The sequence below is a fragment of the Rossellomorea sp. GCM10028870 genome (assembly GCF_042666755.1).
GTDB lineage: Bacteria > Bacillota > Bacilli > Bacillales > Bacillaceae_B > Rossellomorea.
This window is the reverse complement of sequence record NZ_JBHTGN010000002.1, coordinates 487,017-513,311: the sequence shown is the minus strand read 5'-3', so window position 1 is coordinate 513,311 and position 26,295 is coordinate 487,017. Positions and strand designations below refer to the sequence as shown.

Below are 26,295 nucleotides of genomic sequence, written 5' to 3'. Positions count from 1 at the left end.
TTGAATGTCGGCGGTTTCTTTATTTAGTTAAAGGGCAGGAATATTGAAGAAAGCATGTAATATTAGAAGCAAAGATAAAGCATTAGAATTCTTTATAGAGGGAGTTAGAGAGAAAATTTCATGGGGGAAATAAAGGCTTGGGCGAAAAGATTAAAACAACAAATCTTTGTACTATACTTATCTTATAAAGATGAAAGAGTACCTTGGTATGCTAAATTATTTACTGCTTGTGTAGTGGCTTATGCGTTTAGTCCGATTGATTTGATACCTGATTTCATACCGATACTTGGTTATTTAGATGATGTTATTATCGTTCCAATAGGTATAATGTTTGCATTAAAGATGATACCTAAAGAAGTAATATCAGAATGTGAAGGTAAAGCAAAAGACATGATGAAAAATGGTAAACCGAAAAATTGGGTAGTAGGCTCACTCATCATTTTGTTATGGAGTATCATTATGTTGTGGGTTATTTTAATGACTTATCAGATATTCAGCTAAAGGGAGCTTTAACGGAACAAGAAGATGACATAGACATAAAAAACCAGAGCCAAATAGGTCTGGTTTTTTTGCTGTTAAATAAGTGTTATTAGCACTGCTATTTCTGCTGCTAATTCGGGTGTGAGTAAGGTTTTCTCTCCTTAAGCGGAACCTCTTAGCTAAAGACAAACACAAATTTTTTAAAAAAGCCGTCTACTTTAAAGTGAGCCTATCACGGTCCCTATGGCTCTTGGAAAGCTAGAAGAACACCTATGAAAAGGCATGTAAACTAATCATTTTCATTGATCTTACCATCGTTCCCCTTGTCACTGCCCGTAGCATTATTGATTACTTGAGAAACCAAGTTTAACCCCTGATCCATCGTATTCATTGCATCTGCTTTTTGGCCGATATCTTTTGATTTTTCTTGTTTTTTCATTATGGTCGCCTCCAATAGCTAGGATTAGTCGTAAATCAATTCACCTATATTCATTATGTTCACCGTACGATTAGGATATTCATGAATCGAGTAGGCCTATTTAACGTAAGAACAGAATCAGAATTCAAATGATCTAGAATCCGAGTCTTCGGCAACAGGGGGCGCTCAACGAAAAAAGTGTCACTCTCTTTTGGTTGAATTCTTATAATGAATGAGATCTAACCATATGTAAGGAGGATTCAAATGGAGAAAAGAGTTCAGTTTGACTTTGAAATAGATTTTACAAATGGCGGAGGGATACAAGGGCAGGAATTCCGCCTTGATATTGATGGAGATGACATCTCTGATCAAGAGCTGGCTGAATATATTGTGGAGGATATGAGGTTATTGATGGTTGGCGAAGTGAGAATATTGAACAAAAAAATCATTCATGAAAAGCATAAACGAAGGTCTGTTTAAGAGAAGAATGGGGGCGGTTCTGGTGCTTTCAGACTGAATGATCGATATATACCCCGGCTACCATAATAAAGAAAATTCGACACGGAGGATCGATTTTGTCCCGATTTGGATCAATTCCACAGCAGAAGGGATTCCCTATAAGGAATTTCACTCCAATTCCGGTCCTCTTTATCACTCAAGGAACGAATCTAGCTAAACGAATGTCCTTTTCCGTTGAAAAAAGATAAAAAGAGGACCGATGGACTTCTATTCAAACATCAATCCGGATGATCGATGGGAGCCCTCCCCGGTTCACTTTGATTTGACCTTGAAAATTACGCCTTTTCCCGATTGGGATCAGGCGTTTTTTTGTACGTTGGAAAACTTAAGGTTGCGTTAAGCTTCCGTTAAGTTTCTTGTAAATGTTTCCCACTATAATACATAGAGAAGAATTCTTCATATTAATTAGAGTCGATCGATTGATACGGCAGATTCAACATGATTTATCTGCCTTGACCAATAGAAAGGTAACGTCAAACTAAATGAAACATAAAGAGACTTATCGTGTAATAGGTATCATCGCAATGTTGTTCGGGATCGCGCTGTTGTACTTGATGAATGAGAAGCAGCCGATCAAGGTCGCTGTACTGGACAGCGGAATAAATAAAGACCATCCGGCATTGAAAGGTAAGATCCATCAATCATATAATGCCATCCAGCCGGATCAGCCGATTGAAGATCATTATGGTCACGGGACGCCCATTGCTGGCATCATAGCGGCTGAGGATACGGGAGGCGAAATGAGCGGACTCGCTCAACGGGTGTCTATATATGATGTGAAGGTTTTAGATAAGAAAGGCAACGGGAAGGTAGCCGATTTGGTGAGAGGCATCCACTGGTGCATCGAAGAGAAAGTAGACATCATCAATATCAGTTCCGGTTTTCAAGTGGATGACCCTTCTCTTAAGAAAGCCGTTGATAAGGCGCTTTCTTCCGGGATTATCATCATAGCGGCAGCAGGGAATACACTGGGGCAGGAGGCTGACTATCCGGCACGGTATGAGGGGGTATGGTCCATCACATCCGTAAACCCCAACCTCGTCCGATCTACATTGGCGGCAAGGGGAAAAGTGGATTTTGCCGCAACTGGGACAGAGGTTCTTTCAATTAATAAGGAAGGGGACTTCGAACCTTTCAGCGGTACCTCCTTCGCCGCAGCCCAAATATCTGGATATATTGCCCGTATACTGGAGCGTGAATCCCGTATGAAGGGAACCAAGGACATTTACAAAATGCTGCAAACAGAAGCGATCGATTTAGGCGAAGCAGGACCTGACCAAGACTATGGACATGGTTTGGTTAGAATAAAATAAAGAGGTGCGCTCATTGAAAAAACTACTAGTAAAAAGTTTGATTATCACATTGTTGTTCTCCATCCTCCCACAAGGCAGTTTGGCCGCAACAGAGGATAACGCTCCACCACAAGGAATCGATTTAGAACAAGCTGAAAGGTCACTTAGTGAGGAACATGATGTCGACCTCTCAGAACAGGTGAAAGTAGAGGTTAAAGAAGACAGTGACGAGAAACTTGTCTTAGATATGAAAGTGGATGAAGAAGATCTTAAAGTGGATACTGAACTGACCATGGACCTTGAGAGCCAGGATGCCGTGATCACAGGCAACATTGTGGATGAATCAGGGAAGGAATACCATGAGTCCTATCATGTTGTCTTCCACGAAGTAGACGATGAGATCCTGATCGCTACCCTGATTGATACCGAAACAGGCGAAGAGTACGAGATCAACTCTACTACTCTACAAGCTTCGGTTATTCCCATTATCGTCGGTGTTGTATTACGACTCGGTATCAAGTATGCTATTAAAAAGTTTGGAAAAACAGCCGTAAAGAATGCTTTGAAACAAAGCCTGAAGAAAAAATGGAGTGCAGACGATCTAAAATCACTTCCAAAAGCAGATCAAAATGACATCAAAAAAATGTACGGCACGGCGTCCGATGCCTGGGATTTCTTCAGTGCCCAAGTCTCCAGTCATAGGGAAGTTTCACCTGGAGTATTTGTCGGAAAAGACAAGAACGGGGTCACCTTTACATATAGGAAATCTTCTAAATCAGGGCCTCCTACCATCGATATAAACGGAATAAAAGGCGTTAGAAAAATAAAGTTTCTTTAGGGAAAGAGGGAAAAAAGTGGAGAGATTTCAAAAAGCAGAGGACATTTCCCGGTTAAAGGAAGCATTCCATAGAGTATTTAAGAAATCGGATCCATTTGGAGATCCATTTCAAGAAACCCTCAACGAAAGGGTGCTGATCTTCCCAACTAACGGATATTATCTTCAGGAAAATCAGTTCCATGCTCTGATGAAAACCTTGGAACAGGTTGGACAGGAGACCTTCTTCGTATCGGAGTCGGAAGGTGATTCTTTTAATCTTTCACAGGACTTTCACTCGGAGCTGGCACCACAACACTGGGTCGCCGGGAATACCATGGCCTACGAAGACTATCAGGCCATTCCACTTGTGGTCGAGAATTCCCTCTATTCGCCCCATGGAGAATGGGGCTTGCAAGTATCTCATGAGGATCACGCGGTCCTCGCGGGGAGTTCAACATTCATTGATGCCTTTAAAGAAGCATATCCTGAATGGAAAGAGGACACAGAAAAATTCCTTCAACATTGGGTAGGTGTAAATAAGGAATACTCTACAGATATTTCGTGGATTCACGATTTTTTAAAACCATTTTAAGCATCATTAAAACCGGCCAAGTTTGTTCTGGCCGGTTTTGCTGCTTTGTTTTCGTGAAAGCGAACGAAAACCCTTCCCGTGATTCTACGAACTATGTAGGCCTCTGTTTATTATCCACCCACGTATTACAACTTAAAGCAAGGCTTACTTTTATTACGTGTCTCCTCTTTTATAATTTATGATAAATATGGTGGACAGACTTGTAATGGTCATCAGGCCCATTTGAAAAGGGCTTGGTTTAACATTTATAAGTATGATAGTTAACGATATCACAAAGAAAGAAATACCGTAGACTAATCGTTTTCTTAAACTCATTTCCATACCTCCTGACTGATATAGAACATTGGTTTATTCATATTTTTTACCCGCAAGGTCGTGCCTGGTTTGATATTTGATAGATTTTCATCTTATCTTAACGCTTCGTAATAATTTCTTTCGCCAGTCTATTATCAGGATCTAATTCAAGCATCCTTCTCGCCGTATCATACGCTTCCTCTTCACTGACTACTTTATCGGGGATATGATGCAAGAATAACAGATTGAATAAATATCTGATATCTTGTCGGTCTGTTAATTCCACACATCGCCTTGCATGATAAAGGGCAGCGTAATAAGCACCGTCCAGGTAACTTAGTGGAATCGCCATCAATCTAAACGCCATTTCATGTAACTCAACGTTTTCCTCTTCGACTAGTAAACTCATGATGAATGCGTAATTCGTTATACTTGAATCCTTGAAGGCGTTTTCCATCAGTTCTTCATCAAGTTCTGAATAGGAAAGTTCATTCATCATTTCTTTTGCCTCTACAAAGTGTCCTTTTATGATGAACTCATTTAATTTGTTTGTCATGTTCATTACCCACCAAACTACTTTTTTTAAAATGGCCGGTCATATATTTGAAGGACCATTAACTAATTTATTGTACACAACTTCCTTAACTCCAACCTTAAAGCAACCTTAAATTAACCATAAATCTCAAAAACCCTTGTAACTTTCATGATAAAATAGGATGGAAATTTGATTTTACAAGACTGGGAGTAACGGTATGGCAGAGTTAATTTATATAGCGGAAGATGATGTGGATATTAACCGATTGATCAGCCTTCATTTGCGGAATGAGGGGTATCAGGTGGAGCAGGCGTATGATGGAGAAGCAGTGATCCGGAAATGCAGGGAGAAGCGGCCGAGCCTTCTGATCCTGGACCTGATGATGCCGAAATTGGGCGGGTTTCAGGTGATCAAGGAAGTTCGGAAGTGGTGCAAGGCTCCGATCATGCTGCTGACAGCGAGGGCGGATGATGCAGACAAAGTTCTGGGATTTGGGCTGGGGGCAGATGATTATGTCGTGAAGCCCTTCAGCATGGTTGAGCTTGTATCAAGGGTGAACGCGCAGATCCGGCGGTATACGGATTATAGTGTGGTGGAGGAAGAAGGGGTCATTCGCAACGGATCGCTCGAATATGATCCTATCAATCAAACGGTGACCAAGGATGGGGAGAGGCTTCTGTTGACCCCGAAGGAGACAATGCTCTTATCCATCTTCATGAAGAATGTGAACCGGCTGTATTCGAAGGCCCAGCTGTATGAGCTTGTATGGAACACGGACTACATCGGTGACAGCAATACGATCATGGTCCATATCAGTCGGATCAGAGAACAAATCGAAGCAGATCCTAAATCCCCGACGTACATCACGACGGTGAAAGGGCTCGGTTATCGGATGGAGAATCATGAAGACTAATCCGATCCTCCTTAAAAAATCCATTTCCATCACCAAGCAGTTTTTTATCAACTATGCTTTATTGTTCATCATTCTACTCGGAGTGGGGACGTTCACCCTGGTGGCAAACTTTGTATATGTCGAGACCGTGTATGAGGATTTGGATCAGGAATTCCTTAAAGGGACGTATGAAGATGCGAAGAAATCTGGGATGAAAGCGGCATTCAAGAAGAATGAGCTGCCGGATCATGCGTACCTTGAAATCGTCAGTACCGATTATAAAGTGACCGATCAATTCAATAGTCCTCACAAGATCGGGTTTACCTATGGATTGAATGAATTTCTGAAGAACACCGATACGTACGATACGGATTTATACATACCTGAAAACGGTGAAGAGTATCTATTGCTCTATTTCCCCGCAGATGACTATTTCCAATTGGATGATGTGTTCTTCTTCACCATCTTCTTCTTCATCGTGTGCTTGATCGTCATCCTGTACTGGTACGTGAAAAGAACATCCGTCCAGCTCATTCAGCCGATCCAAAAGCTTCTGAAGGGGATCGATTCGATTTCAGCAGGAAACTATGGAGAAAAAATCGAGTTCGAGGCGAATCAGGAATTGAACCAGTTGAAGAATAACATCAACCTAATGGCACAGACGATTGGCACGGAAATCGCCTTAAAGGAAAGGTCCGAAAGCCTGAGAAAACAGCTCATCCTGGATATCTCCCATGATCTGAAAACCCCACTTACCAATATACAGGGATACGCTGAAACGTTGACCAGCCTGACGAATATGAGTCGTTCTGATCAGAAGAGATATACCGATATCATCGTGTCCAACAGCAAGAGAGCAAATCGGCTCATCCATGACCTGTTCGACTTGTCCCATTTGGAAATAGAGTGTGATTCGGTTTCCCTTAAGGAAAAGGATATGGCCGAATGGCTCCGTACCATGCTGTCTTCTTTTGTAGTAGAGTTCGAAGAAAAAGGGATGGAGTATCACCTGGATATTACCGAGGATCCCCTGAGGGTAAGGTTCGATCGATCCAAGCTTGAGCGTGCGATTACGAACATTCTCCATAATGGGATGGCGTACAGTGATGGCTATCTGTCCATTTCACTCAAGCAGCAGGAGAACCAGGCCGTGATGACGATCGAAGACAAAGGGATAGGGATCCCCGCCGACTACCACGAAAGGATCTTCGAGCCGTTTGTGAGGATGGACGAATCCCGGAATGGCGAGACAGGGGGAACGGGACTGGGACTTTCCATTGCGAAGAAAATCATCGAGCAAAGTGGTGGGACCATTGAGTTGGATGGGACTTATGAGGACGGTTGCCGGTTTGTGGTGAGGTTTGCGGGTCTTGAGGACGGTTCTGTCGCTGCGGGCTGACTTGAAAAGGAGCATGAGGACCGTCCCCGTGCTTTCCCATGACAAGGAATAATCATTTTATTATCGTAATAAAAAAACGAATACGATTCTCACATTCGTATAATTCTAGGGACACGGGGACAGGTACCTTGTCCCACTATTGAATAAGAGCCAACGTACCTATCCCTGCGGCTCCTTTCAAAATTTTTCTAAATATTCCTTGATAGGAATATTCCTTTCGAAGTATATTAGGGATATGAAAACCATATTACATGCTCTCGCCGAGCCAAATCGCCTGCTTATAGTTGAACTTCTGCGTGATGGACCCCTTACAGTGGGGGAAATCACTGACAAACTACGAATGAACCAGCCGCAAGTTTCTAAGCATCTCAGAGTATTGAATCAGTCAGGTCTCGTCGAAGTCCAGCCAATTGCCAATCGACGTTACTACAAGCTAAGGCCTGAGCCTTTTAAAGAGTTGGATACGTGGGTGGATTCTTATCAACACCTATGGAACGAGCGATTTAATCGTTTGGATGAGTACCTGCAAGAAGTAAAACGAAAGGGAGTGGATGAAGATTAACCGGAAGTGGGTCAGTCATGTTCATAGGGCCATGTCTAGAGAAGAATGGAAACATAGTTAGAAAGGCAGAAGGAGTTAAGGATTCTCTGAAGAATACTACTATCGGTTCCTTTTTTATAGGGCTATTGAGGTTTAAGGGCAACACGTCTTCACATATGTACGTTCATTTGAAATGGAGGAGGAAACGAAATGTCCAACAGCAATCAAATGTTTTCCAGAGTGGAGGAAAACCGGGTGCTTGTACTGGAGAGGGTGTTCGATGCACCGCGTGACCTGGTGTTCAGTATGTTTAAAGAACCTGATCATCTAAAAAATTGGTGGGGACCAAGAGGCTGGGAGTTACCTGTATGCCACGTGGATTTCCGTCCAGGCGGTGTCTGGCACTACTGCATGAAGTGCGTGGATCAAAGCCAGGGTCAATTCTACGGGATGGAATCTTGGGGGAAAGGTGTTTACCAAGAAATCATCGAACCGGAAAAGATCGTCTACGTCGATGCTTTCTCGGATGCGGAAGGCCATACGAATGAAGACATGCCATCAACGGAAGTTACGCTTGAATTCATCGATATGGGCAGCAAGACGAAGCTGATCAGCCGTTCTGTTTACTCTTCAGAAGACGCCCTTAAGACCGTTATGGACATGGGAATGATACAAGGCATCACAGAAACCTGGGATCGCTTGGAAGAAGCTCTTCAGTTGCTAAATAAGTGAAAAATACAGAGTGAATGTATTCTAAAGGAGTGGAGCAATCAATGATTAATAAGGTCGGTCAAATTATGGTGTACGTTGATAACCAAGATGAGGCAGTACGTTTTTGGACAGAAAAAGTAGGATTTAGCGTAAAGGCTGAGGAAGATAATGGTCAAGGAATGAGATGGATTGAAGTGGCGCCAACAAAGGAGGCCGAAACAAGCATCATTCTGCACAATAAGGAATTCGTGGCAAAAATGTCACCTGGAATAAATCTTGGTACCCCTTCTTTAATGTTCTTCACCGATCAATTTGATGAATTATATACCGATTTATCCAACAAGGAGATCAAAGTGGGCGAAATTGTCAATATGCCTGCCGGCAGGGTATTTAACTTTGCCGATGATGAAGAAAACTACTTTGCCGTCATGGAACAAAAGTAAGCGGGAAGCATGGGGAGGGTTCTGCTGGTTCACCCTGACCGAAAAGGAAGCGCGAGAACCGTCACGGTGTTTCTTAAACTGTGGGAACAAACGTACGAACTGAATGATCAATCAATAAAAAAGAAAACAGCTGGCTTAGAGGGAAGGGCCAGCTGTCTCTTTGTATCTGATGGAAACAATGAGAACTGCGATCAAGTGATCTGATGGAGTCTCCTATTGCAAATGTCGTAGTTTATCGGGATTAGCAACCGTGTAAATCGTCTGGATTTGATTGCCGCTGAAGGCAAAGGAGTACACATATTGTAATTGGTCATCAATTGTTAAGATCAGTCCTGGTAGACGGTTGACAGATGTATAGTTGATGGTGAACTTACCTGCATACATTTTCATTAGGTTTTGGAGCAATTGAACCACTCTGAAAGCACCCAGAATTGGGACTTGTGCAGCTTTTACTTTGCCGCCGCCATCCGAGTACATTGCGACATCTTCACTGACAAGTTCCAATAATTGATTTACGTTTCCATTTAATATGGACTGTACAAACTCTTTTATGGTAGATTCGGCCATTGAAATGGAAGGTTGTTTCTTAGGAGCGTATCCCATGCTTTTCTTCGCACGGTGAAAAATCTGCCGGCAGTTTGCATTGCTTTTTCCTAGGATTTCAGCGATATCATCATACGAGTATTGAAAAACTTCTCTAAGCAAAAAGACGGCTCGTTCTATGGCATTTAGTTGTTGTAATAATAGTAGATAGGCGGTAGAGAGGGACTCTTGTTGAAGAAAGGCTTGGGAAGGATCGTTAGTTGAATTCTCAACTTCAAGCAACGGCTCGGGGAGCCACGGTCCAACGTATACCTCACGTTTCTTGGCGGATGACCGTATTAAATCCAGACAACGATTGGTGACGATCTTACATAGATACGCTTTTTTGTTTTCGATTTGATCGCGGTTGGGAAGCTGATTAAAGGTTATAAACGCTTCCTGGACAATATCCTCTGAATCCATCACGCTGCCTAACATACGGTAGGCTAATGTAAAAAGCAAAGGTTGATAGGTTTGATAAAGTTCTTCCATACTCATCTTTTGATTTCCTCTCTGGTGTTTAGTAGATGTGAAACGGCTCGTTTAGCGCTGGCTACCGATGCATCAACGAGAAGCTCCCCATGTGATGCCCAGTCCCCAGCAACATATAGTCCCTCAATTTCAGGAACAGCAGGTCCGGGATCTTCCGTTCTATTCATATGAGGAAAATCGTGGACAACCGTCATTTTCGGCAGGAACTGTCTTATTACTAATTCATTCCGCCAGCCGGGTTGAACCACATCTAACACGTGCTCCAACTCAGCCTCATCCTTCGCAGCATCTGATTGTGCCCCCTGATATTTAAAAAGCGATATCAGCTGTGTCCCATCATCACTCAAGATAGCAGGCCTTGGTTTACCCTCCCGTGAATGGTTCGAGAGGAAAATGGATCGATCCAATCCATAAGTGAATTGGTGCCTTGGCTTAGGCAGCTGGCGTAAACCAACATCCAGACAGGCAACCGTAACAGGAATCGATTGATCGTTCCACGTGTGAAGGGCAGTTTGATCTGCATGAGGAACCAGCTTGTGAGAAATAGACGGTGGAGTGGTTAGTATGACATTGGATACTTCTATTCTAGTACCATCTTGACATAAAATCGAGTGTACGTTTTGATCTTGATGTTCGATTATCCCCACCTTACGATCACTGACCAATTCCACTCCCAGTTGGACAGCAAGTTTACGCAGTTCTTCTACAAGTGTCCCCCATCCTTTATCGAGATACAGAACCCCATTAAGTGAACGCTGCAGTTGCTTTAAGGCAGGCCCTGCAGTGTGTAATTCAGGTGCAAGGACATAAGTGGATGTTCGGAGCAGTGCATAGAACACGTTCCGCAGCATGGGATCATGCAATTGAGTTTCAATCCAATCGCGTATACTGATCTCGTTCCAAACGCTTGTGTCCATTTTACCTAATTTAATGAACCACTTCGCCAATTCGAGCTTTCCTGCCCAACTTAGGAGCGGTGTTTGAAAGAAGGAGGATATGTTCGTTGGTAAGGGCACTACTTGTTCTTTCCACATCCCGTAAGCATCGATAGAAGGTGTGCTCCCCTCAAGTCGTAATCCGAGTTCCCGGAATGCTTCATACGCCTCCCCTTTATATAGTGCATGACCGCCTAAATTAAAATAGACCCCCTGTTTTTTGTTGGTGATGGCTCTGCCCCCAAATCGCTTTTGCTGTTCGAATACAAGGGTTCGTTTTCCTGCTTTTGCTGTATGGATAGCAGCCGTTAATCCAGCGATTCCTCCACCTACAATAACCACATCATATTTTCCCATCATCATCATCCTTTTGGTTTATTTACTGATATAACGGATGAGTGAATGATTCTGTGACAGAATAGAGGAAAAAGATTTTTTGGAAGAAATTGTTGGACAAAGAATGGATTGAGACATAAGTAGTGAATTTAATAGCGAAAAAAAAGTGATTTCCTGATGGGCGCATCTTCAGAATAAGAGGATCACAGCCGTTTCCTGAGGTTATATTTGGTTGTGAGAAGATGTATTTAACTCCTTGACAATTTATAAAAATTTTATTATCCTTTAAAAAATTAATATTCTTACATTCGTATAACTCCAATAATATGGTTTGGAGGTCTCTACCAGGAACCAATAAATCCTGATTACGAAGAAGATACTATTATGAGTATTTTCTTCGTAATCAGGATTTTTTTTTGAAAAAATGGAGGAGGAACAACAATGAATCATTCTACAATGCCTAAAATTGAACTGCACTGCCATCTGGATGGGAGTGTCAGACCTGAGACGATTATTGAAATGGCCAAGAGAGATGGCATAGATCTCCCTTCCTTTGAAAGGGAAGAGATGAAAGAAGAGCTCATTGCCCCATTAGACTGCGAATCATTGGATGAATACTTAGAGAAATTCTCGATCCCTAATGCCGTGATGCAGTCAAAAGAAAATTTAAAGAGAATCACCTTTGAGCTTTATGAAGATGCAGCGGAGGAAAACGTGAAATATATGGAGGTCCGGTTCGCCCCGCTGCTTCATACACAACAGGGATTATCGGTAGAAGAGATCATTGGAAGTGTCATTGAAGGCATGAAAGAAGCAGAAGAACAGTTTGATATTAAAGGAAATATCATTTTGTGTTGTATGAGAACGATGTCTCCGGAACGTGCCTTTGAGGTCGTTGAAAAGGGGAAGGGCTTCCTTGGAAAAGGAGTCGTCGCGATCGATTTATGTGCGTCCGAAGAAGAAGGGTTCTGCGGGAAGTTCATTGAACCCATCGCCCTGGCGAGGGAATATGGATACAGAGTCACGATCCACGCCGGTGAAACGGGCGTTGGAAGAAATGTGCTCGAGGCCGTTGAATGGCTCGGGGCAGAACGAATCGGGCATGGTGTGTATATTACAGACTGTCCGGAAGCGTATCAGGTTGTAAAGGATAAGGGAATTGTGCTTGAAATCTGTCCGACAAGCAATGTTCAGACGAAAGCGGTTAAAACGTTCCGTGATCACCCTCTCTACGATTTTCACAGAGCCGGAATTAAGATTACCATCAATACTGACAACAGAACCGTATCGAATATCACGATGACGAAGGAATGTGAGTTAGTCTGGGGTGAATTTGCCATGAGTGAGGAGGATTATGGGGAGATTTATATGAACAGTGTGGAAGCTGCTTTTGTGAGTGATGAGGTGAAGGAAAGGTTGAAGAAGTACTTATAGGAAAGTATGGGGATGATTCTGCTGCTTCTACTTGACTTCAAAGGAAGAATGAGAACCGTCCCCACGCTTCGCTAATTATATTGGAGAGAAGTAGAACAGGACGGTGCCCGCGCGCCGAAGATAAAAGGATGAATGAGATGGAAATGCCCCCGACCGCAGAATGGTACTGCGGTCAGGGGCATTTCTGATTTCGTCCTGTAACTCTATGAGACTAGTTATCAGACGTTACACTCTATCTTATATTTCATACTGTATACTATCACTCTAAAAAGGGGATGAAAGTATGCCAAAAAGTAGGAAACCAAGTGTATGTACGATAAGACAGACAACGGATGGTACTGATTTTTCTATTCCTGGTGACGGGAGTTCTCGAACGTTCTTTAGGAGTATAACGGATACTATTCATAATGAAGTGAGTGTGGATATTCAGAATAGGTCAGAGACTGAGGATTGTGTGATGACCTTAGTAATAGAAAGAAGAGATGGTTCTATCTTTACTAAGGTCGTCCAGCCCCCTCAACCTTCAGAGACTAGTAATGGGTATTCCATTTATGATCAAGATGTGGTCAGTATTTCCGTCAGATGCGAGGGAAACCCGGAGAAAACGTGTGATGGATTAATCTTTTTTAATAGTTTTTCTTGTTATTGTATAGAATGTGGGTTTAGAAGGTGTGAAACGAAGACGGTCCCTTCAACAGATCCAGGATGCATGACAATACCAATGAACACCTTTGCTAGATTTAATCAACCGTGTGATGGGGAACTGCGAACCATTTTAGATAATTTGTCCGATGGGAACAGTACGACGAGAGTAACGATTCAAAATTTCTCGCCCGAATGCAAGATGACAGCCATTATTGAGGCCAATGACGGAGCAAAAATAGAGAGGACCGTCATCTTCACTCTTTCATTCAATCTTTCTGTTGAAGACATCAGAAAGGTATCAATAAGGTGTGAAGGAGACCCAGGTGGTGTATGCGAAGGAACAGTGACAACTGATAAGAGATTTTGTTTTTGCTGCAATGAGAAAGTGCTGAAAGACTGAAATCAATTCATTGATAATAGGTGATAATTTGTTTCGATTAACGAATGAAGGACGAGTAAAGTGTCGTGAGAAAATTAAAGGAGTTGATTAAAGGTGAATGGTATTGATGGCAGAAATACATTATGCAATATAGAGTCTGAAACCTATTTAGATAATGATTTCTCTATACCCTGCGATGGGGAAAGGAGATATTTCCTCGAGATCATGGGAGGGGACAAATGCAGTGAAAGTATCGTGAGTATTAGAAATATCACAAGGCCGCCAGCTACCTGCACGATGACCTTGATCATAGAAAAGAATGACGGGACCATCATAAGCAGGGTTGTTCCTCCACCAATCCAAGTATTTAATAGTAATGCCATCGCTATAGCAGTAAATGGGTTAAAGAGTGTCTCAGTGAAATGCGAAGGTTTACCTGAGAATACATGCCAGGGACAAATTACAGTATCTCAACAAGTTTGTGAATGTCTGTCATGCCATACTTGTTCTATGAAAATGAAGAGAAAGTGTAAGGGCAGGAGTATCGAACAAGAGGAATGCAGTCTACAAGGACTGCAATTATCCCCTTCGTTCCCCAGTTTTTTTGAACAGAACTGTAATGGTACCACTCGAACCGTATATGAAGATCTATCGGATCGTGAGAGTGTGACCCAGATAACCGTATCCAATCTAGAAGTATCCGGTTCTGAAGAATGTATGATGACCGCTATCATTGAAACAATGGATGGCAGAATAACTACTGAAATCATAGAAGGTAGAGAAGCTTTTCTTGTTGATAATATTAGAAGTCTTTCCATTACATGTACAGGTGATCCAGACGGTATTTGTCGGGGGCAGTTTACTGGACAAAAGCAATTCTGTTTGTGTTGTTGAAGTCCTGAAGCGGAAGCCATAGGGCCAGGTTCCTTGGCACCATTTGTATGAGAGCCACGGTACCTGTCCCCGTGGTTAGTGGTTCGCCTAAGTGAAAGAAGGATCAAAGAACACCCCAACGTTCTTTGATCCTTCTTCTTTTTTTTAAAAAAATCGTTCTATTACGCACCTCTATAGTGTATGATACATAGTATAAACCATATAGTGTACGACACACAGTATAATTTAATCAAAGAGGTGAACATATGGATAAGTCACTGCTGACTTCCTTGACGACGGAACTGAGGAGGGGGACATTGACCCTGGCCGTATTGAGTCAATTGCGGTCACCCCAGTATGGATATTCACTTGTCCAATTACTGGAGAAAAGCGGAATTTCGATGGAGCAGAGTACACTTTATCCTCTGCTGCGCCGTTTGGAGAAGCAAGAACTGGTCACTAGCAGCTGGGACCGGTCGGAAAGCAGGCCGAGAAGGTATTATGTGCTGAGCGAATACGGCACTGAGATCTTGGGACAGTTACAGGCCGAATGGGAAAAGATGTCGGGGGAACTGGCCATTTTATTAAAGGGGGATGAGGAAGGATGAAGCTTGTTGAACTCTATATTCAAGAAGTGATGAGAAGGCTGCCGGAGAAGAATCGGGAGGATATTGCCCTCGAATTGACATCCACGATTGAAGACATGTTGCCGGAGGAGTATACAGAGGATGATGTGAGGGAGGTACTGACGTCACTCGGGAACCCTGCCGTGCTTGCTTCGAATTATCAAGACAGGCCGATGCACCTGATCGGGCCAAGATATTATGATCTGTATATGACGCTCTTGAAGGTCATTCTCCCGATTTCTGCCGCCATCACATTCATCGTGTTAGCCGTATCATCTGTATTGAGCTACTCAGGGGAATCAAGTCCCATTGAGATATTCCTGTCCATCGCAGGAAATGGCGTGGTCGAGGTCATCGGAACTGGAATGCAGGTCTTCTTTTGGCTGACCCTCACCTTCGCCATCATCGAGCGGACCGTTTCTTCGGACAGTCAGCTTCCGATCACCATGAAAGGAAAAGAGTGGACGCCTGATGACTTGAATGACATCCCGTATATCCCAAAAGAAAAACGAATTTCCAAGCTGGAGATTTTCGGAGGTCTGGTATGGACGGTCATCTGGTCAACCTGTTACTTTAAAGCGTCAAGTATCGTCGGATTGTATGAAAAGAGTGACAACGAAAGAATGTTTACTCCTATCTTTGATCAGGAGGTACTCATGGGGTATTGGCCGTTGGTCGTGGTCCTGATCGGCTTGGAACTTCACCTGCTTCTTCTAAAATGGAAAGCGGGGGTCTGGACCAGGAAGCTTGCGATCGTGAATGCCGTATATCAGTTCATTCCTGTTCTAGCCTTTATGTTTGTTTTCAGGAACATGGAGGTGCTGAATACCGGATTCACAGATAGGATACAGGAACTGTTCAACAGCTCCTTCAATTTCCAGTGGCTCTACCTGACGATATCGGTTGGATTATTGGTCACTACGGTGATCAACAGCTATGATGGATTGAAAAAAGCGTATAGATGAAAAAAGGTTCCGATCTCTTGATCGGAACCTTTTTTCTTTAAGTCACGGTACCTGCCTTTCGTAAAGAAAATTCGACACCAAGAATCAATTATGTAAAAAGAGGATTAATAATCTCCAGAGAGTATTAATTAATCCAGTACAGGATCAATCATCCCCATTCAGGATTGAATGTGTCCCAATCTGGATTAATTCCAAACTCAAAGGCATTCCCTTTGAGAAACTTTACTCTATAGTCGGCATCTCATCCCCTCCCAGGACCCGTCTCCAACTAAAAATGGACAATCTAACGCCTTTTCCCGTCGAAAAGCAGATCAAAAAGGACAAATGGACTCCGATTCGAACAGCAAGCCCGGAACCTCAGTCTTATAAAGTAGTACCGAGGCAAGGACCATTTATCCGGGAAACACACGAGTGAACTTGTGGTAAAATAAAGTTATAGGATTGTTCCAATAAAAGGAATTTGATTGATGAACTCTACTGAACGGACTGTACTCTAAATAGGAAATGAGGGAAACACACATGAAAAACGTGTTGGTATTGATCACAGACGGTTTCGCCGATTGGGAAGCAAGCTACGTAACGGCAGAAATCAATAAACAAGGAACGGGTTATCACGTTCAGACCATTGCGATTGATAAAGAGCCTAAGGTTTCGATGGGTGGGTTAAGGGTCGTTCCGGATCATAGTTTAGAAGATTATCCTATGTCACTTGAGATGCTGATCATTCCCGGGGGTACTGGATGGAGAGAAGAAAAAAATCAACAGACAAAGAAGCTTGTGGATCATTGTTTTGAAAACGGAGTTCCAGTGGCCGCCATTTGTGATGCCACCACGTTCTTAGGGATTCATGGATATCTGGATGACCGTAAACATACTGGGAATTCACTGGCCTATTTAAAAGAAGGGGCACCCAACTACCGAGGGGATGAGCACTATATAGAAAGGCAATCGGTCAGTGATGGTGGCCTGATCACAGCGAATGGAACCGGGGCATTGGAGTTTTCCAGGGATATCTTGCATAAGCTTGGTGTGCTGGAAGGGGAAAAACTGCAAGGTTGGTATGATATGTTTAAGAATGGTTTTTTGAAAAGTTGATAGAGTACATGAAATACTTGTATGGAGGCTCATATGAAATCACTTAATAAACAATATAATCAAATAACAGAATACATAAATGACCTGCTTCATGATCACCAGGGAGTCGGAGTAAGCGTTGCCATTGTGAAAGATTCAGCCACGATCTATTCCAAGGGGTTTGGGAACGCCAGGATCGGAAACGCAGAACGCCCGATTGACGGCGATACTAGGATGAGCATTCAAAGTATATCCAAGAACTTTATGGCGCTTTCCATCATGAAGCTTGTAGAGAAGAATTTAATTGCATTGGACGATGCGGTTGTTACCTATTTGCCATACTTCAGAACGAAGAATCAAGAACAAAGCGACAGGATCACCATCAGACATGTGTTATCCCACACGGCAGGTTTTCCTTCAGAAGTGGGGATCGCCAATATGATTGCTCCGAATGTAAAGGAAATATTCTCAGATACACCGACAGAATTTCAGGAAGCATTGGACCATTATCAGCTTACAGAAGAAGAGATTACTAGTATAAAAAATCGCGAAGATATCACGAAATGGTTCGAAAAAGTAGAATTGGAATACCCACCAGGGGAGGGATGGAATTATTGCACGGATGCGTATGTGATTCTTGCCGATCTTTTTGAAAAAGTGACAGGCCGCAAATGGGAAGCATCCCTGCACGATGACATCCTCACACCTCTTGGTATGAAGCCGACGACGAGTGACTCGCATGAGGTGGAAGAAGATCAGAACAGTGCCAGATATTATGTAGGCGAGGATAAAATAGAAACGCCTTTTCCCATCAATCCAATCTCGGCTCCAATCGGGTATTTGTATTCGACTGCCAATGATTTAGGCAACTATTTAACATTCCATTTGAATAAGGAATCGGCTATCTTACGATCAGAATTAATAGAAGAAATGCAAAAGCCCATTCATCTTGTAAGCGAAGAGTGGAGGGCGCCTGGATGTGATGTCAGGAGCTATGGACTTGCATGGTTTACAGATACGTATAGAGGATATAAAATCGTCGAACATGGGGGAGGTCAGTTAGGTGTCAGATCCCTGATGACCATGGTTCCTGAGCTCAATCTGGGAGTGGTGGTTTTATTGAATTATGATGGGACTATTCATCATGATATTTGTGATAGGATCATGGATGTTTTTATGGATTCATAACAGTTGGACGATCAAAAGGGGGGCTTCCTCCTATCGAACTTCCACCGGAATGCCGTGGGGAAAGCAAGAAAAATAAATCCCGGGATCCGGGAATGATGGGCTTCCGATCAGGGATGAGTTTGAACTGGAGAAGGGTGTGAGTTAACTGATGGAAAAACGAAATTGGCCAAAATGGGCTGTGGAATCAATAGAGATTGAATCTCCAAACCCGGACTGGATTGACGCAGGAACCGCTGAAGCGAGGGGACTCCTACGCTTGTTAGGTCCCTATGGTGTAAAGGGAGTGGAGCATATTGGAAGCACCTCGATCCGCAACCTTCCTGCCAAACCGATTCTTGACTTGATGGCGATGATTCCATCCTTTGACGACTTAGACGAGATTGCATGTAAACTTGCGGAGGGTCAATGGCATTATGTTCCGCCGGGGTTGGACAACCGACCTTGGAGGAGATTTTTCATAAAGGTGGAAAACGAAAAACGTGTCGCTCATCTACACCTAATGCCAGAAGGTGAACCAAGATGGGAGCAGCAACGTTTGTTTCGGGATCTTCTAAACGGAAACCCAACTTTAAGGGATGAATACGCTGTGTTAAAAAAACATCTGGCCAACCAATTTCCTGACGATCGGGAAGCCTATTCGGAAGGGAAAACAGCATTTATTCAAAGAGTATTCGCTCGCTTGGAAATGAGGGAGAGAAATGAAGAATAGGCACGGGTACCTTGGCCTCTTTAATGGAAAAGAGCCACGGTACCTGTCCCTGTGGTTCCTGTTCAAGTAGAAATCGTACTCGTAAATGTCATATAAGCAATGACGACCCAACAAATGGAAAATGCAATGCCGATTATACTGAAAATGACCCCTGCAATGGCCAGATTCTTGCCCTCCCGGTTATCACGTTTTACTTCTTTCAGTCCGATCATACCCAGTATGACACCGACTATGCCCAGAACAGCTCCGATAACAGGAATAATCACAATGACGATGGATAGGATACCTAATATGAATGAGGCAACCGATTTTCCATTTAACCCTTTCCTCTCAGTTTCATGAACCTGATTCATTGAACAGTCCCCCTTTTTAAAAAGTATATGACTCATGCAATAGAAAACGACCCTTCCAATTTTCCGGAGGGACGGACCTCCAGAATCTTTTCAGTTTCCCTCATAGTTGACTGATGAAAGGTTATAGAAAGGAAGTTGACACAGAAAACTCACCCTGCACTTTGGTTAATTTTATGCCATATTGGGGATTCTTCTTACTAGTGACCAAAGAGGAGTGAGCGTATGGAGTTAGAAGGCAAGAAGTTAAAAGACAGGGCATTCGCCGCTATGAGTAAGTTCAAAGATACTATGAAGGGGACGTATTATTCTATCGCAGATATTCCCACAGCTTCCGTACAGGAGCTGGCGGATTTCGTACAGCACCATCACGACACACAAGAAACCAGGAAGCATCTTTTGGGTATCACCATTACCTTTTCCAGGTTGAACATCAACCATTATCACTTCTACTTAGAAACAAAGGCTGACCGTATTTTACAACTGGATGGTTCATTACACGGGAAGAGATTCGTTTCCTATCGTTCCTATAGGGATTCTGATGAATTAGATTCGCAAGTTAAATTGAGTTAAGAGTAGGGAAAAGAGCCTGGGACAAAACTAAAATGCCACGATGTAAAGACGAACAATAGAAGTGTAGGTTCTTAATACCGCTAATGATTTCCGTGCAAGACTACGCTTTCCGCGGGTAGCCCGTGAGCCTCCTCGGCAAGCCTGCGGGTAGAAAAGCGGAAGGGCTTCGCTCAGAGGCGGTTGGCATAAGGCGGAGCGGCCTTGAAGGCGTTCTTTGCCTTCATGGACGATCAGACTTATGACATTTGCCTCTAAGCCCTATAGCTGGACAAGTCTCACATAAGCTACTTTTCCCGCAGGAGTCTTCGTCTTGCACTCCAATCAACCGCTGGAAACAGCTAAAATCAAATGTATCGAAATAAATAATAAACCCGAACAAATCTGCTTCTTAGAAGGTAGATTTGTTCGGGTTTCACTTAGACTAAAACACTTTTGTCCCAGCCTCATTTTTTCGTCTCCTCACTTCCCTGAAAAAACATCGTATAAATTGTAATGATGGTAAATCTCAAGTAAATATATCAACGAAGCAATGCAGAGAGTATAAACATGCAAGGGGGACCAGTTAAATAAGGAATGGATCTCTTCCATTCACCCTCCAGTTTATCCCGGTTTTAAAAAAGAGCCATGGGGCGATCCCAAGGCTCCTAACTTAACAAACTCCCTTGCACCCAAGCCCGCTCCCGAAAAGGTCCGATCGGTATTTGAATCAAGGTGGTTTGACCTTTTGAATCGAGTTTGTAGATTTCATCTGTCAACGTCGTATCAAACCCAAGCAGCGGGTGTCCGCCAAACCCGGCGGCCGATGAAGCCAATAGCAGGCGCTGTACTAGCATTCCGGCTTCCATTTGCATGATCCTGTAGCCTCTGTATCCCAAGGTGTCTTGATAGTGATCTTTATTCCCGATGATATGAAGGCATAGGGGCACCTGATGCAAATTGACATTATCTAGAGACAGACCTGATTGAAGCTGAAGACGATGATCCCCTGTGCTGATCTGCCGCAATGAATGGAGGACGCTGTCATATGCGTATGCCCCATTTGGTACGCCTTCCACATTATATAAACAGCCAAAAATCGAAACACCGGATTCATTGCCGTAAGGAACTTCGTCGATGTCACTTCGAAAGGAGTAGGACTGAGTCGCTTTTTTTAATAACATCGCGAGCTTCTGCTGACTGACCTTACTCATGACAAAATCCATTTCGGGGGAATGGCGGTTTTTGCATATTTCAACAAAATCATAGGTGAAGGGCTCCACCTCTGGCAGATGGATTTCGTTTTCACCGGTTCTGAAAGCCGGTTGTTTTCCGAGTTTCTGAAAATCGGCTGTCGAACCGATTTTAGAAGCTTCATTCGCTTCTAGTAACATAGGAAACTCTCTAATCCTTTCAGACCTTTCGTAGTGTTCTACAGAAAGTGGGGGAAGCTCCCTGCATACTTCTTCAGCGGTGAATGTCCGTTCCATTCCCTTCCTATTTCCAGCCCAGTTCGTTGGTGCAACCGAAAGCGGGATGACGGTATAGACACTTTCCTCTTCCTCGGTCAGTCCAAGCAGAGAGTTGACCGCTGAATCCAGAAATTGAACATATACTCCTGACTCGAAGCCAAACCGTTTGGCTGTCTCCAGCAGCTGCCCCATCAGAACACCGGCATCCAATCCCTGCAGCCGGTAGGCAAAGTTATTGTATTTAAAGAAGTTTTTCCAGAACCTTGTGGAGACAAAGGCTGTGGCAAAGCAGGATGAAATTTCACAGCGATTGCCGAGTGCCCTTTCCACGTATGAATCGACATTCCCTTCCCGGAGCAGGACGAGGCGATGGTGGGCAACATCATAATGATAGATTCCGTGGGGTAAATCATCCAATTTTAAATAGATATATAGTTCATTCGGATACAGGGCCCCTCCTGATGGAGCGAACCGCCGATAAGAGTGGATGGGGTAAGACTCCTGATGCTCGGAGTCATCAGAATCCACCGACTGGCTTACCCCGGTGATGCCATAGACATACCAGAGAAAATGCCCGATTCTTTCTAAGTCGGGTTCTGACGGTGCCTGGCTCCCGGTGAGTGACACCGGTACTTCCAGAGACAATGGCACGCCCCGCAACCCCCGGTATAGCTTATAGGGGAGAGGGGCATCGTCCCAGTCCGCTTCCCAGTTTGGCTGATTGGCCCGATTGATATCAAATTGCAGATTGTGTAAAAATTCTTCCAGACTCATCCTCCTTACCTCCTAGTACCTTAAGGAAACGGATGCGGTTTTTGATTCAGCTGCTCATAGGTCAACGGCCGGTCGGCATATCCCAGTTCTGCAGGGACTTGAAGGACTCTTTCCAATCCTGTCAGACGGGTGAGGTGATGACCGAATGTCATGGGAAGCATGCCCGGAATCAAGACTTTCACGCAGTATAGTCCGTTTTGTTCCAGTTCGGGTGCGGTTTGATCCACGACAATGACATCAAGGTTCCGGTTCCGGAAAGTTTCTAGAATATCCTTCAGGTCATCCGTAAGATCTTTGTGATCAGACCTCCAGTTGAATACTTCCTGAAAACTCCGCAAAGGCCGGCTGTCATCCTGCAAAAATGTGAAACGTTCCTCGGCCTGGGGCAGTCCATACAGCATGCCGTGATCATCCATCTGCCTGACAAGGGAATCATCGTCAAGCATTTTTTCATAATTCGACTTGTTCTTCTCCAATTTTTCATCCAGATTCAGCATCATCCCGGCGAGCTCCTGAATCGCGCTTTTTGCCGCTCTTACCGGATCCAGATGGGCACCTGCCGCGAGGATCAGATTCAATCCTTGATCCTTCCTGTTCTTGGCCATCGCAAAGACGCTTGGAATTCCGTGCTCCATGGTAGAGTCATACAAATATAGATCATACCCTGCAACTGCCCGCATCCGTTCGATCATTAACTGAAGCTCCTCGTCCTCTGCCGTAAGAGGATCGAGACGGTGCAGATTGAGTTCGGCATACCAGGTCATAAGGAACGAATCCCTTTCGACTACCTCCATGATTCCGTAAAAAATCGCTTCCTCCCGGCTTCCCCCAAGGGCACAGCCATTGGACGTTTCATAGACAAAACCGGATGAGCCGCAACCCAGACTGTAATAGGAGAGGAGCTCAGGGACGAGAATCGGCCGTTCTTCGATGAGGGAGTAACCCCAAACCCAGTCCATTGCCCGGTCAGGGTGGAACTTCTCAAATGGGAAGCCTGGCATAGCGTACTGCTCGTCGGTGTGCACGCCGACCTTCAGGGGATTCAGTGCATGTTCCGCCAATTGTCGGTAGCTGTCATGGACGACTGTCCGTTTGCCCCGGGGCTCTAGGCCGCAGTGACGTTCCAATCCTTCAAGAATGGCAGTCAGCTCGCTGTCTGAGTAGACTTGAGTCCGTCCAGCCGTTCCTTCATCCCCGGAGAACATCGGCATATTGACACTCGCATCGGCAAATGGAGTCACCAGATCGTACATCTTGCTGTTGAAAAGTCCGGTACGATTATCCAGATAGTCTTTAACAAGAACGTTTTTCAAATCATCCAGGGGAGTACAGCGGAAACTGCCGGCATGAATCTTCGGGCTGGGCTGAAGGGAAACATGGGCTATTTCCGGTGAGTCATCCGGAATCTGGCTGCAGATCCGGCATAACGAGTCGGGAACGAAGGAGTGCCAGGAGCTGTTCAATGTTTTCAAGTCGGTTACACATATCCGTCCTTCGGAATACGCCTTTTCACCCTCAAGGAGCCTGCCGGCTTCTGCTGCAATCATGTGAGTCATATGCAGTAAACCGGTATTCGAAGCCCAAGGGTCTTTCGCGATTCCACCGACTTCAGCGAGTTTTTCCTGTACCTCCCGCATTTCATTCCGTTCCTTTCCTCCAAGGAGACGCCTCACATCGGCACATTGTGAGCATCCTGGTATGTTCGGACGAACCAGGGGGCCGATGATTCCCTCTCCAAACGAAACGAAGCCTCTCAGCCATGGTACTTGAGCCTGCCTCATCACTTCTTCGGCCATGTGATGGACAGCCGGATTCCAGGTATCATCCAATGTCAGCACCAAATCTGTATGTGCCGGAAACTTTTTTTCAACGTTTTTTTGCCGGAAAACGGGATAGCGGGCTGACATTTGCGCACATACAAGGTCCGCAAGCATCCCACTTCCCACAATCACCACGAAAGAACTCATCAGGTTTCCTCCTCTCGCAGCAGCACACTGAACACGCCTGCAAGCTCCTGTTTAAAAGCGGGTTCAATATTCAGCTCATACACGACTAACTTCTTCTGATTTCTTTTCAAGGTATTGATTGCTTCTTTCAGGTTCTCATGTTGGATTCTGTCTTCATTCGCTTGAATGGATATTCTTTGGGCATTCTGTTCCTCTAGTGCAAAGACAACAGGTTTTGCGTCGATGGCCTCCGTATCATTCTGAGCTTGAAAGAGTGCATGCTGCAAAGAGTTCCTCAGTGCCATGGTGATCGTGAAATCGGTATTTCCATACCAGCCATTCTTTCCACGAACATAGACGACAGGAAATCCAGCCAAATCCTCCCCTAATCCGATTTCCGGCTTTCCTTGCATGGTGGTCAGTGCCTTTAAGTAAAAACGGCATTTTTCATCTTCCACCCCATCCAATTCAAGACGGGAAATCGTGCAGCTTTGAACAGATTCTCTTTTCCTCAGCCCCTCAGTCAAACACTTCCGAAGACCGCGACCGACACATTCTGCAAATGTCGCTCCTGCTCCGGTGGCCATATATTCACCCGTCTCATGAGGGACGATCATCCTGGTCAATCGTGAAGTGTACATCTCTATTCCTCTTAATCCGGCTTCCCGGCGTGCTTCTTCATGGGTCAAACCATTGCAGATCACTTCATCGAGCAGTTCTGCGGGACCTTTGGATAGTACATCGATCGGCTGGACACGGCATTGAGCCAATGGAAGCTGCTTTGTTTCTCCTTCCTCCCATACATGAAAAACCCCCGTCTCTTTTGACGTCAGCAGACTGAAGAAATACAGCATCTTTTCAGGGTCAGATCTATCAGAGTCCTGTTCCAACCGTGTTTCCAGACTCTGAACGGCTTCAGCTGCTACGTTCCCTGTTTCCAGGGGATGGGGTAAAAAGGAATGCCAGCTTCCTTCAAGGGTCTCTGAATCCAGCAGAAAGATTCGATTTCTCTGATTGGATTTTGAAACACCTGTCAGCTCCTTGTATAACTCAAAGACAATCATGTTCGCAAGCATCGCTCCAGGGACCGCCGATTCAGCAGGGAACTGATTTTCTTTTAGCAAGGCAGTCGTGTGGATGCGCCTCCATGCCGATTCCCAGCCAGCCTCGGAATCAGGATGGATGATGGGGCCAGCGATTCCTTTCTGCCTGTGACAAATCGCCGGAATAAACAGCTTCTTATCTGTTCGGCAGATGGCATGGAGGAGGTCCAACTCCTCAAGGTTTTCTTTATGACTTACGTATAAAATGGAATCGAAAGGCTTCAGGGTCTCCCGCCATCCGTCTTCATTGAATCTCACTTCCAGGAGCTCTACCTCCGGATCGGTTTTACGCGCATGGTCCACAAGCTCCAGCAGCCGGCCTCTATTCGTTGGAACCTCATCGGTCAAGAGCACCTGCAGCTTAGCCATCCCGGATTCAATCAGCGATGAAACGAGTGAAGTCAGTAAAGGACCAGATCCGACTGCCAGGACATTGGCCCCGCGGTAGGTTTCAAACCTTGAAGCTCCCGAACCTGCCAAACTGTCGACAAATTCGATCTGTGATGCGAATTTCTCCACTGCATGTTGGGGCAGCCGGTGTGGCTGATCCCTGCTCACGTCCCGAACAAATCCATTTTTATGCAAAACCTCTGCCATTTCCATGACCCTGTTTTGATAAGGTCCAGGCAGACCGTTCGTCAAATACTCAAGGGAGTACTCCCCATTGAACATCGGCAGCAGCTTCTCCACCCATTGATCTATTCCACTTCCTTCCATGCGGAAAGAGCATTGGTTATTCCTAAAGAAAACACCGCTGTTTGGTTCAGGGAGGTAAAACGTATCCCTCTTCACTTTTAAACGCATAGAAGGGTCCAACTTTGCCATAGCGCTCCTCCTTACATCCGCTAATGTGACTATCATTATCATCGTATGAGTCTCAATTTGTCCCTTATGTATAAAAAAGACCCCTGCACCGACTCATACAGGGAT

At 44.4% G+C, this 26,295-nt stretch carries 28 protein-coding genes and 1 riboswitch; of the genes, 20 read left to right on the top strand and 8 right to left on the bottom strand.

Annotation, left to right across the window (positions count from 1 at the left end; translation table 11 throughout):
- The first annotated feature begins 120 nt into the window (after positions 1–120).
- A complete protein-coding gene (locus tag ACFQWC_RS13395) occupies positions 121–501 on the top strand; it encodes a YkvA family protein (RefSeq protein WP_341357507.1) in 381 nt (126 codons plus the stop codon).
- Between the two features lie 268 nt (positions 502–769).
- Here ACFQWC_RS13395 and ACFQWC_RS13390 read toward each other — a convergent pair whose 3' ends face one another.
- Positions 770–919, bottom strand: coding sequence for a hypothetical protein (locus ACFQWC_RS13390; protein WP_341357508.1), 150 nt, complete (start codon positions 917–919; stop codon positions 770–772).
- Between the two features lie 243 nt (positions 920–1,162).
- Here ACFQWC_RS13390 and ACFQWC_RS13385 point away from each other — a divergent pair, with 243 nt between their 5' ends.
- The 4 genes from ACFQWC_RS13385 (at position 1,163) to ACFQWC_RS13370 (ending at position 4,118) form a co-directional block, all read left to right on the top strand.
- On the top strand, positions 1,163–1,378 hold the full coding sequence (locus ACFQWC_RS13385) for a cyclase (protein ID WP_299742224.1): 216 nt from the start codon (positions 1,163–1,165) through the stop codon (positions 1,376–1,378).
- Between the two features lie 521 nt (positions 1,379–1,899).
- Positions 1,900–2,730 (top strand): S8 family peptidase, encoded by an 831-nt coding sequence (locus ACFQWC_RS13380; protein WP_377107849.1) that lies wholly within the window; start codon positions 1,900–1,902, stop codon positions 2,728–2,730.
- A gap of 13 nt (positions 2,731–2,743) precedes the next feature.
- A complete protein-coding gene (locus ACFQWC_RS13375) occupies positions 2,744–3,547 on the top strand; it encodes an SAR2788 family putative toxin (RefSeq protein ID WP_377107847.1) in 804 nt (267 codons plus the stop codon).
- Between the two features lie 16 nt (positions 3,548–3,563).
- Positions 3,564–4,118, top strand: coding sequence for a hypothetical protein (locus ACFQWC_RS13370; RefSeq protein WP_377107845.1), 555 nt, complete (start codon positions 3,564–3,566; stop codon positions 4,116–4,118).
- 412 nt (positions 4,119–4,530) lie between these two features.
- Here ACFQWC_RS13370 and ACFQWC_RS13365 read toward each other — a convergent pair whose 3' ends face one another.
- Positions 4,531–4,968, bottom strand: coding sequence for a hypothetical protein (locus ACFQWC_RS13365; protein ID WP_377107843.1), 438 nt, complete (start codon positions 4,966–4,968; stop codon positions 4,531–4,533).
- 196 nt (positions 4,969–5,164) lie between these two features.
- Between ACFQWC_RS13365 and ACFQWC_RS13360 the strand changes: the two genes are divergently transcribed.
- The 6 genes from ACFQWC_RS13360 to ACFQWC_RS13335 all read left to right on the top strand — a co-directional run bounded on the left by ACFQWC_RS13360 (position 5,165) and on the right by ACFQWC_RS13335 (position 9,137).
- Positions 5,165–5,860, top strand: a complete 696-nt coding sequence (locus ACFQWC_RS13360; RefSeq protein ID WP_299742240.1) for a response regulator transcription factor — start codon at positions 5,165–5,167, stop codon at positions 5,858–5,860.
- A complete protein-coding gene (locus ACFQWC_RS13355; RefSeq protein WP_377107841.1) occupies positions 5,850–7,238 on the top strand; it encodes a HAMP domain-containing sensor histidine kinase in 1,389 nt (462 codons plus the stop codon). The genes ACFQWC_RS13360 and ACFQWC_RS13355 overlap by 11 nt, the downstream gene beginning before the upstream one ends.
- 235 nt (positions 7,239–7,473) lie before the next feature.
- Positions 7,474–7,800: an ArsR/SmtB family transcription factor gene (locus ACFQWC_RS13350; protein WP_299742246.1), complete on the top strand. Its 327-nt coding sequence runs from the start codon at positions 7,474–7,476 to the stop codon at positions 7,798–7,800.
- A 189-nt stretch (positions 7,801–7,989) separates the two neighbouring features.
- Entirely contained in the window at positions 7,990–8,511 is a 522-nt protein-coding gene (locus ACFQWC_RS13345) for an SRPBCC domain-containing protein (RefSeq protein ID WP_299742249.1), read from the top strand.
- Between the two features lie 41 nt (positions 8,512–8,552).
- Positions 8,553–8,933, top strand: coding sequence for a VOC family protein (locus ACFQWC_RS13340; protein ID WP_341357513.1), 381 nt, complete (start codon positions 8,553–8,555; stop codon positions 8,931–8,933).
- A 9-nt stretch (positions 8,934–8,942) separates the two neighbouring features.
- On the top strand, positions 8,943–9,137 hold the full coding sequence (locus tag ACFQWC_RS13335) for a hypothetical protein (RefSeq protein ID WP_341357514.1): 195 nt from the start codon (positions 8,943–8,945) through the stop codon (positions 9,135–9,137).
- A gap of 9 nt (positions 9,138–9,146) precedes the next feature.
- Here ACFQWC_RS13335 and ACFQWC_RS13330 read toward each other — a convergent pair whose 3' ends face one another.
- Both ACFQWC_RS13330 and ACFQWC_RS13325 read right to left on the bottom strand, forming a co-directional pair.
- Entirely contained in the window at positions 9,147–10,013 is an 867-nt protein-coding gene (locus ACFQWC_RS13330; RefSeq protein ID WP_377107838.1) for an RNA polymerase sigma-70 factor, read from the bottom strand.
- A complete protein-coding gene (locus tag ACFQWC_RS13325) occupies positions 10,010–11,299 on the bottom strand; it encodes a phytoene desaturase family protein (protein WP_299742260.1) in 1,290 nt (429 codons plus the stop codon). The genes ACFQWC_RS13330 and ACFQWC_RS13325 overlap by 4 nt, the downstream gene beginning before the upstream one ends.
- Before the next feature lie 267 nt (positions 11,300–11,566).
- A riboswitch (purine riboswitch) is annotated at positions 11,567–11,666 on the top strand.
- A gap of 53 nt (positions 11,667–11,719) precedes the next feature.
- Between ACFQWC_RS13325 and add the strand changes: the two genes are divergently transcribed.
- The 8 genes from add to ACFQWC_RS13285 all read left to right on the top strand — a co-directional run bounded on the left by add (position 11,720) and on the right by ACFQWC_RS13285 (position 19,171).
- On the top strand, positions 11,720–12,712 hold the full coding sequence (gene add / locus ACFQWC_RS13320) for an adenosine deaminase (protein WP_377107835.1): 993 nt from the start codon (positions 11,720–11,722) through the stop codon (positions 12,710–12,712).
- Positions 12,713–12,995: 283 nt separating this feature from the next.
- Positions 12,996–13,757, top strand: a complete 762-nt coding sequence (locus ACFQWC_RS13315) for a hypothetical protein (protein ID WP_377107832.1) — start codon at positions 12,996–12,998, stop codon at positions 13,755–13,757.
- A 93-nt stretch (positions 13,758–13,850) separates the two neighbouring features.
- Positions 13,851–14,630 carry a hypothetical protein gene (locus ACFQWC_RS13310; protein WP_377107830.1) on the top strand — a complete coding sequence of 260 codons (780 nt, stop codon included), beginning with the start codon at positions 13,851–13,853 and terminating at the stop codon, positions 14,628–14,630.
- A 245-nt stretch (positions 14,631–14,875) separates the two neighbouring features.
- On the top strand, positions 14,876–15,217 hold the full coding sequence (locus ACFQWC_RS13305) for a PadR family transcriptional regulator (RefSeq protein ID WP_299742268.1): 342 nt from the start codon (positions 14,876–14,878) through the stop codon (positions 15,215–15,217).
- Positions 15,214–16,200 carry an HAAS signaling domain-containing protein gene (locus ACFQWC_RS13300; protein WP_377107828.1) on the top strand — a complete coding sequence of 329 codons (987 nt, stop codon included), beginning with the start codon at positions 15,214–15,216 and terminating at the stop codon, positions 16,198–16,200. The genes ACFQWC_RS13305 and ACFQWC_RS13300 overlap by 4 nt, the downstream gene beginning before the upstream one ends.
- Positions 16,201–16,719: 519 nt before the next feature.
- On the top strand, positions 16,720–17,295 hold the full coding sequence (locus ACFQWC_RS13295) for a type 1 glutamine amidotransferase family protein (RefSeq protein ID WP_377107826.1): 576 nt from the start codon (positions 16,720–16,722) through the stop codon (positions 17,293–17,295).
- Positions 17,296–17,328: 33 nt separating this feature from the next.
- Positions 17,329–18,462, top strand: a complete 1,134-nt coding sequence (locus ACFQWC_RS13290; protein ID WP_377107824.1) for a serine hydrolase domain-containing protein — start codon at positions 17,329–17,331, stop codon at positions 18,460–18,462.
- A gap of 148 nt (positions 18,463–18,610) precedes the next feature.
- Positions 18,611–19,171: a GrpB family protein gene (locus ACFQWC_RS13285; RefSeq protein ID WP_377107822.1), complete on the top strand. Its 561-nt coding sequence runs from the start codon at positions 18,611–18,613 to the stop codon at positions 19,169–19,171.
- A gap of 62 nt (positions 19,172–19,233) precedes the next feature.
- On the opposite strand, the gene ACFQWC_RS13280 is transcribed toward ACFQWC_RS13285, so the two are convergent.
- Positions 19,234–19,524, bottom strand: a complete 291-nt coding sequence (locus ACFQWC_RS13280; RefSeq protein ID WP_377107820.1) for a DUF4190 domain-containing protein — start codon at positions 19,522–19,524, stop codon at positions 19,234–19,236.
- 222 nt (positions 19,525–19,746) lie between these two features.
- Between ACFQWC_RS13280 and ACFQWC_RS13275 the strand changes: the two genes are divergently transcribed.
- The gene (locus tag ACFQWC_RS13275; RefSeq protein WP_299742286.1) at positions 19,747–20,094 is read left to right on the top strand and encodes a hypothetical protein; all 348 of its coding nucleotides are present in this window, start codon (positions 19,747–19,749) and stop codon (positions 20,092–20,094) included.
- A 644-nt stretch (positions 20,095–20,738) separates the two neighbouring features.
- Here the strand turns inward: ACFQWC_RS13275 and ACFQWC_RS13270 are convergent.
- The 3 genes from ACFQWC_RS13270 to ACFQWC_RS13260 are packed head-to-tail and all read right to left on the bottom strand — an operon-like array spanning position 20,739 to position 26,190.
- Positions 20,739–22,316 (bottom strand): SagB family peptide dehydrogenase, encoded by a 1,578-nt coding sequence (locus ACFQWC_RS13270; protein ID WP_377107818.1) that lies wholly within the window; start codon positions 22,314–22,316, stop codon positions 20,739–20,741.
- A 20-nt stretch (positions 22,317–22,336) separates the two neighbouring features.
- Positions 22,337–24,283, bottom strand: coding sequence for a TOMM precursor leader peptide-binding protein (locus ACFQWC_RS13265; protein WP_377107816.1), 1,947 nt, complete (start codon positions 24,281–24,283; stop codon positions 22,337–22,339).
- Complete coding sequence (locus ACFQWC_RS13260; protein ID WP_377107814.1) at positions 24,283–26,190, bottom strand: putative thiazole-containing bacteriocin maturation protein; 1,908 nt, start codon at positions 26,188–26,190, stop codon at positions 24,283–24,285. Before ACFQWC_RS13260 ends, ACFQWC_RS13265 begins: the two co-directional genes overlap by 1 nt.
- Between the last annotated feature and the right edge of the window lie 105 nt (positions 26,191–26,295).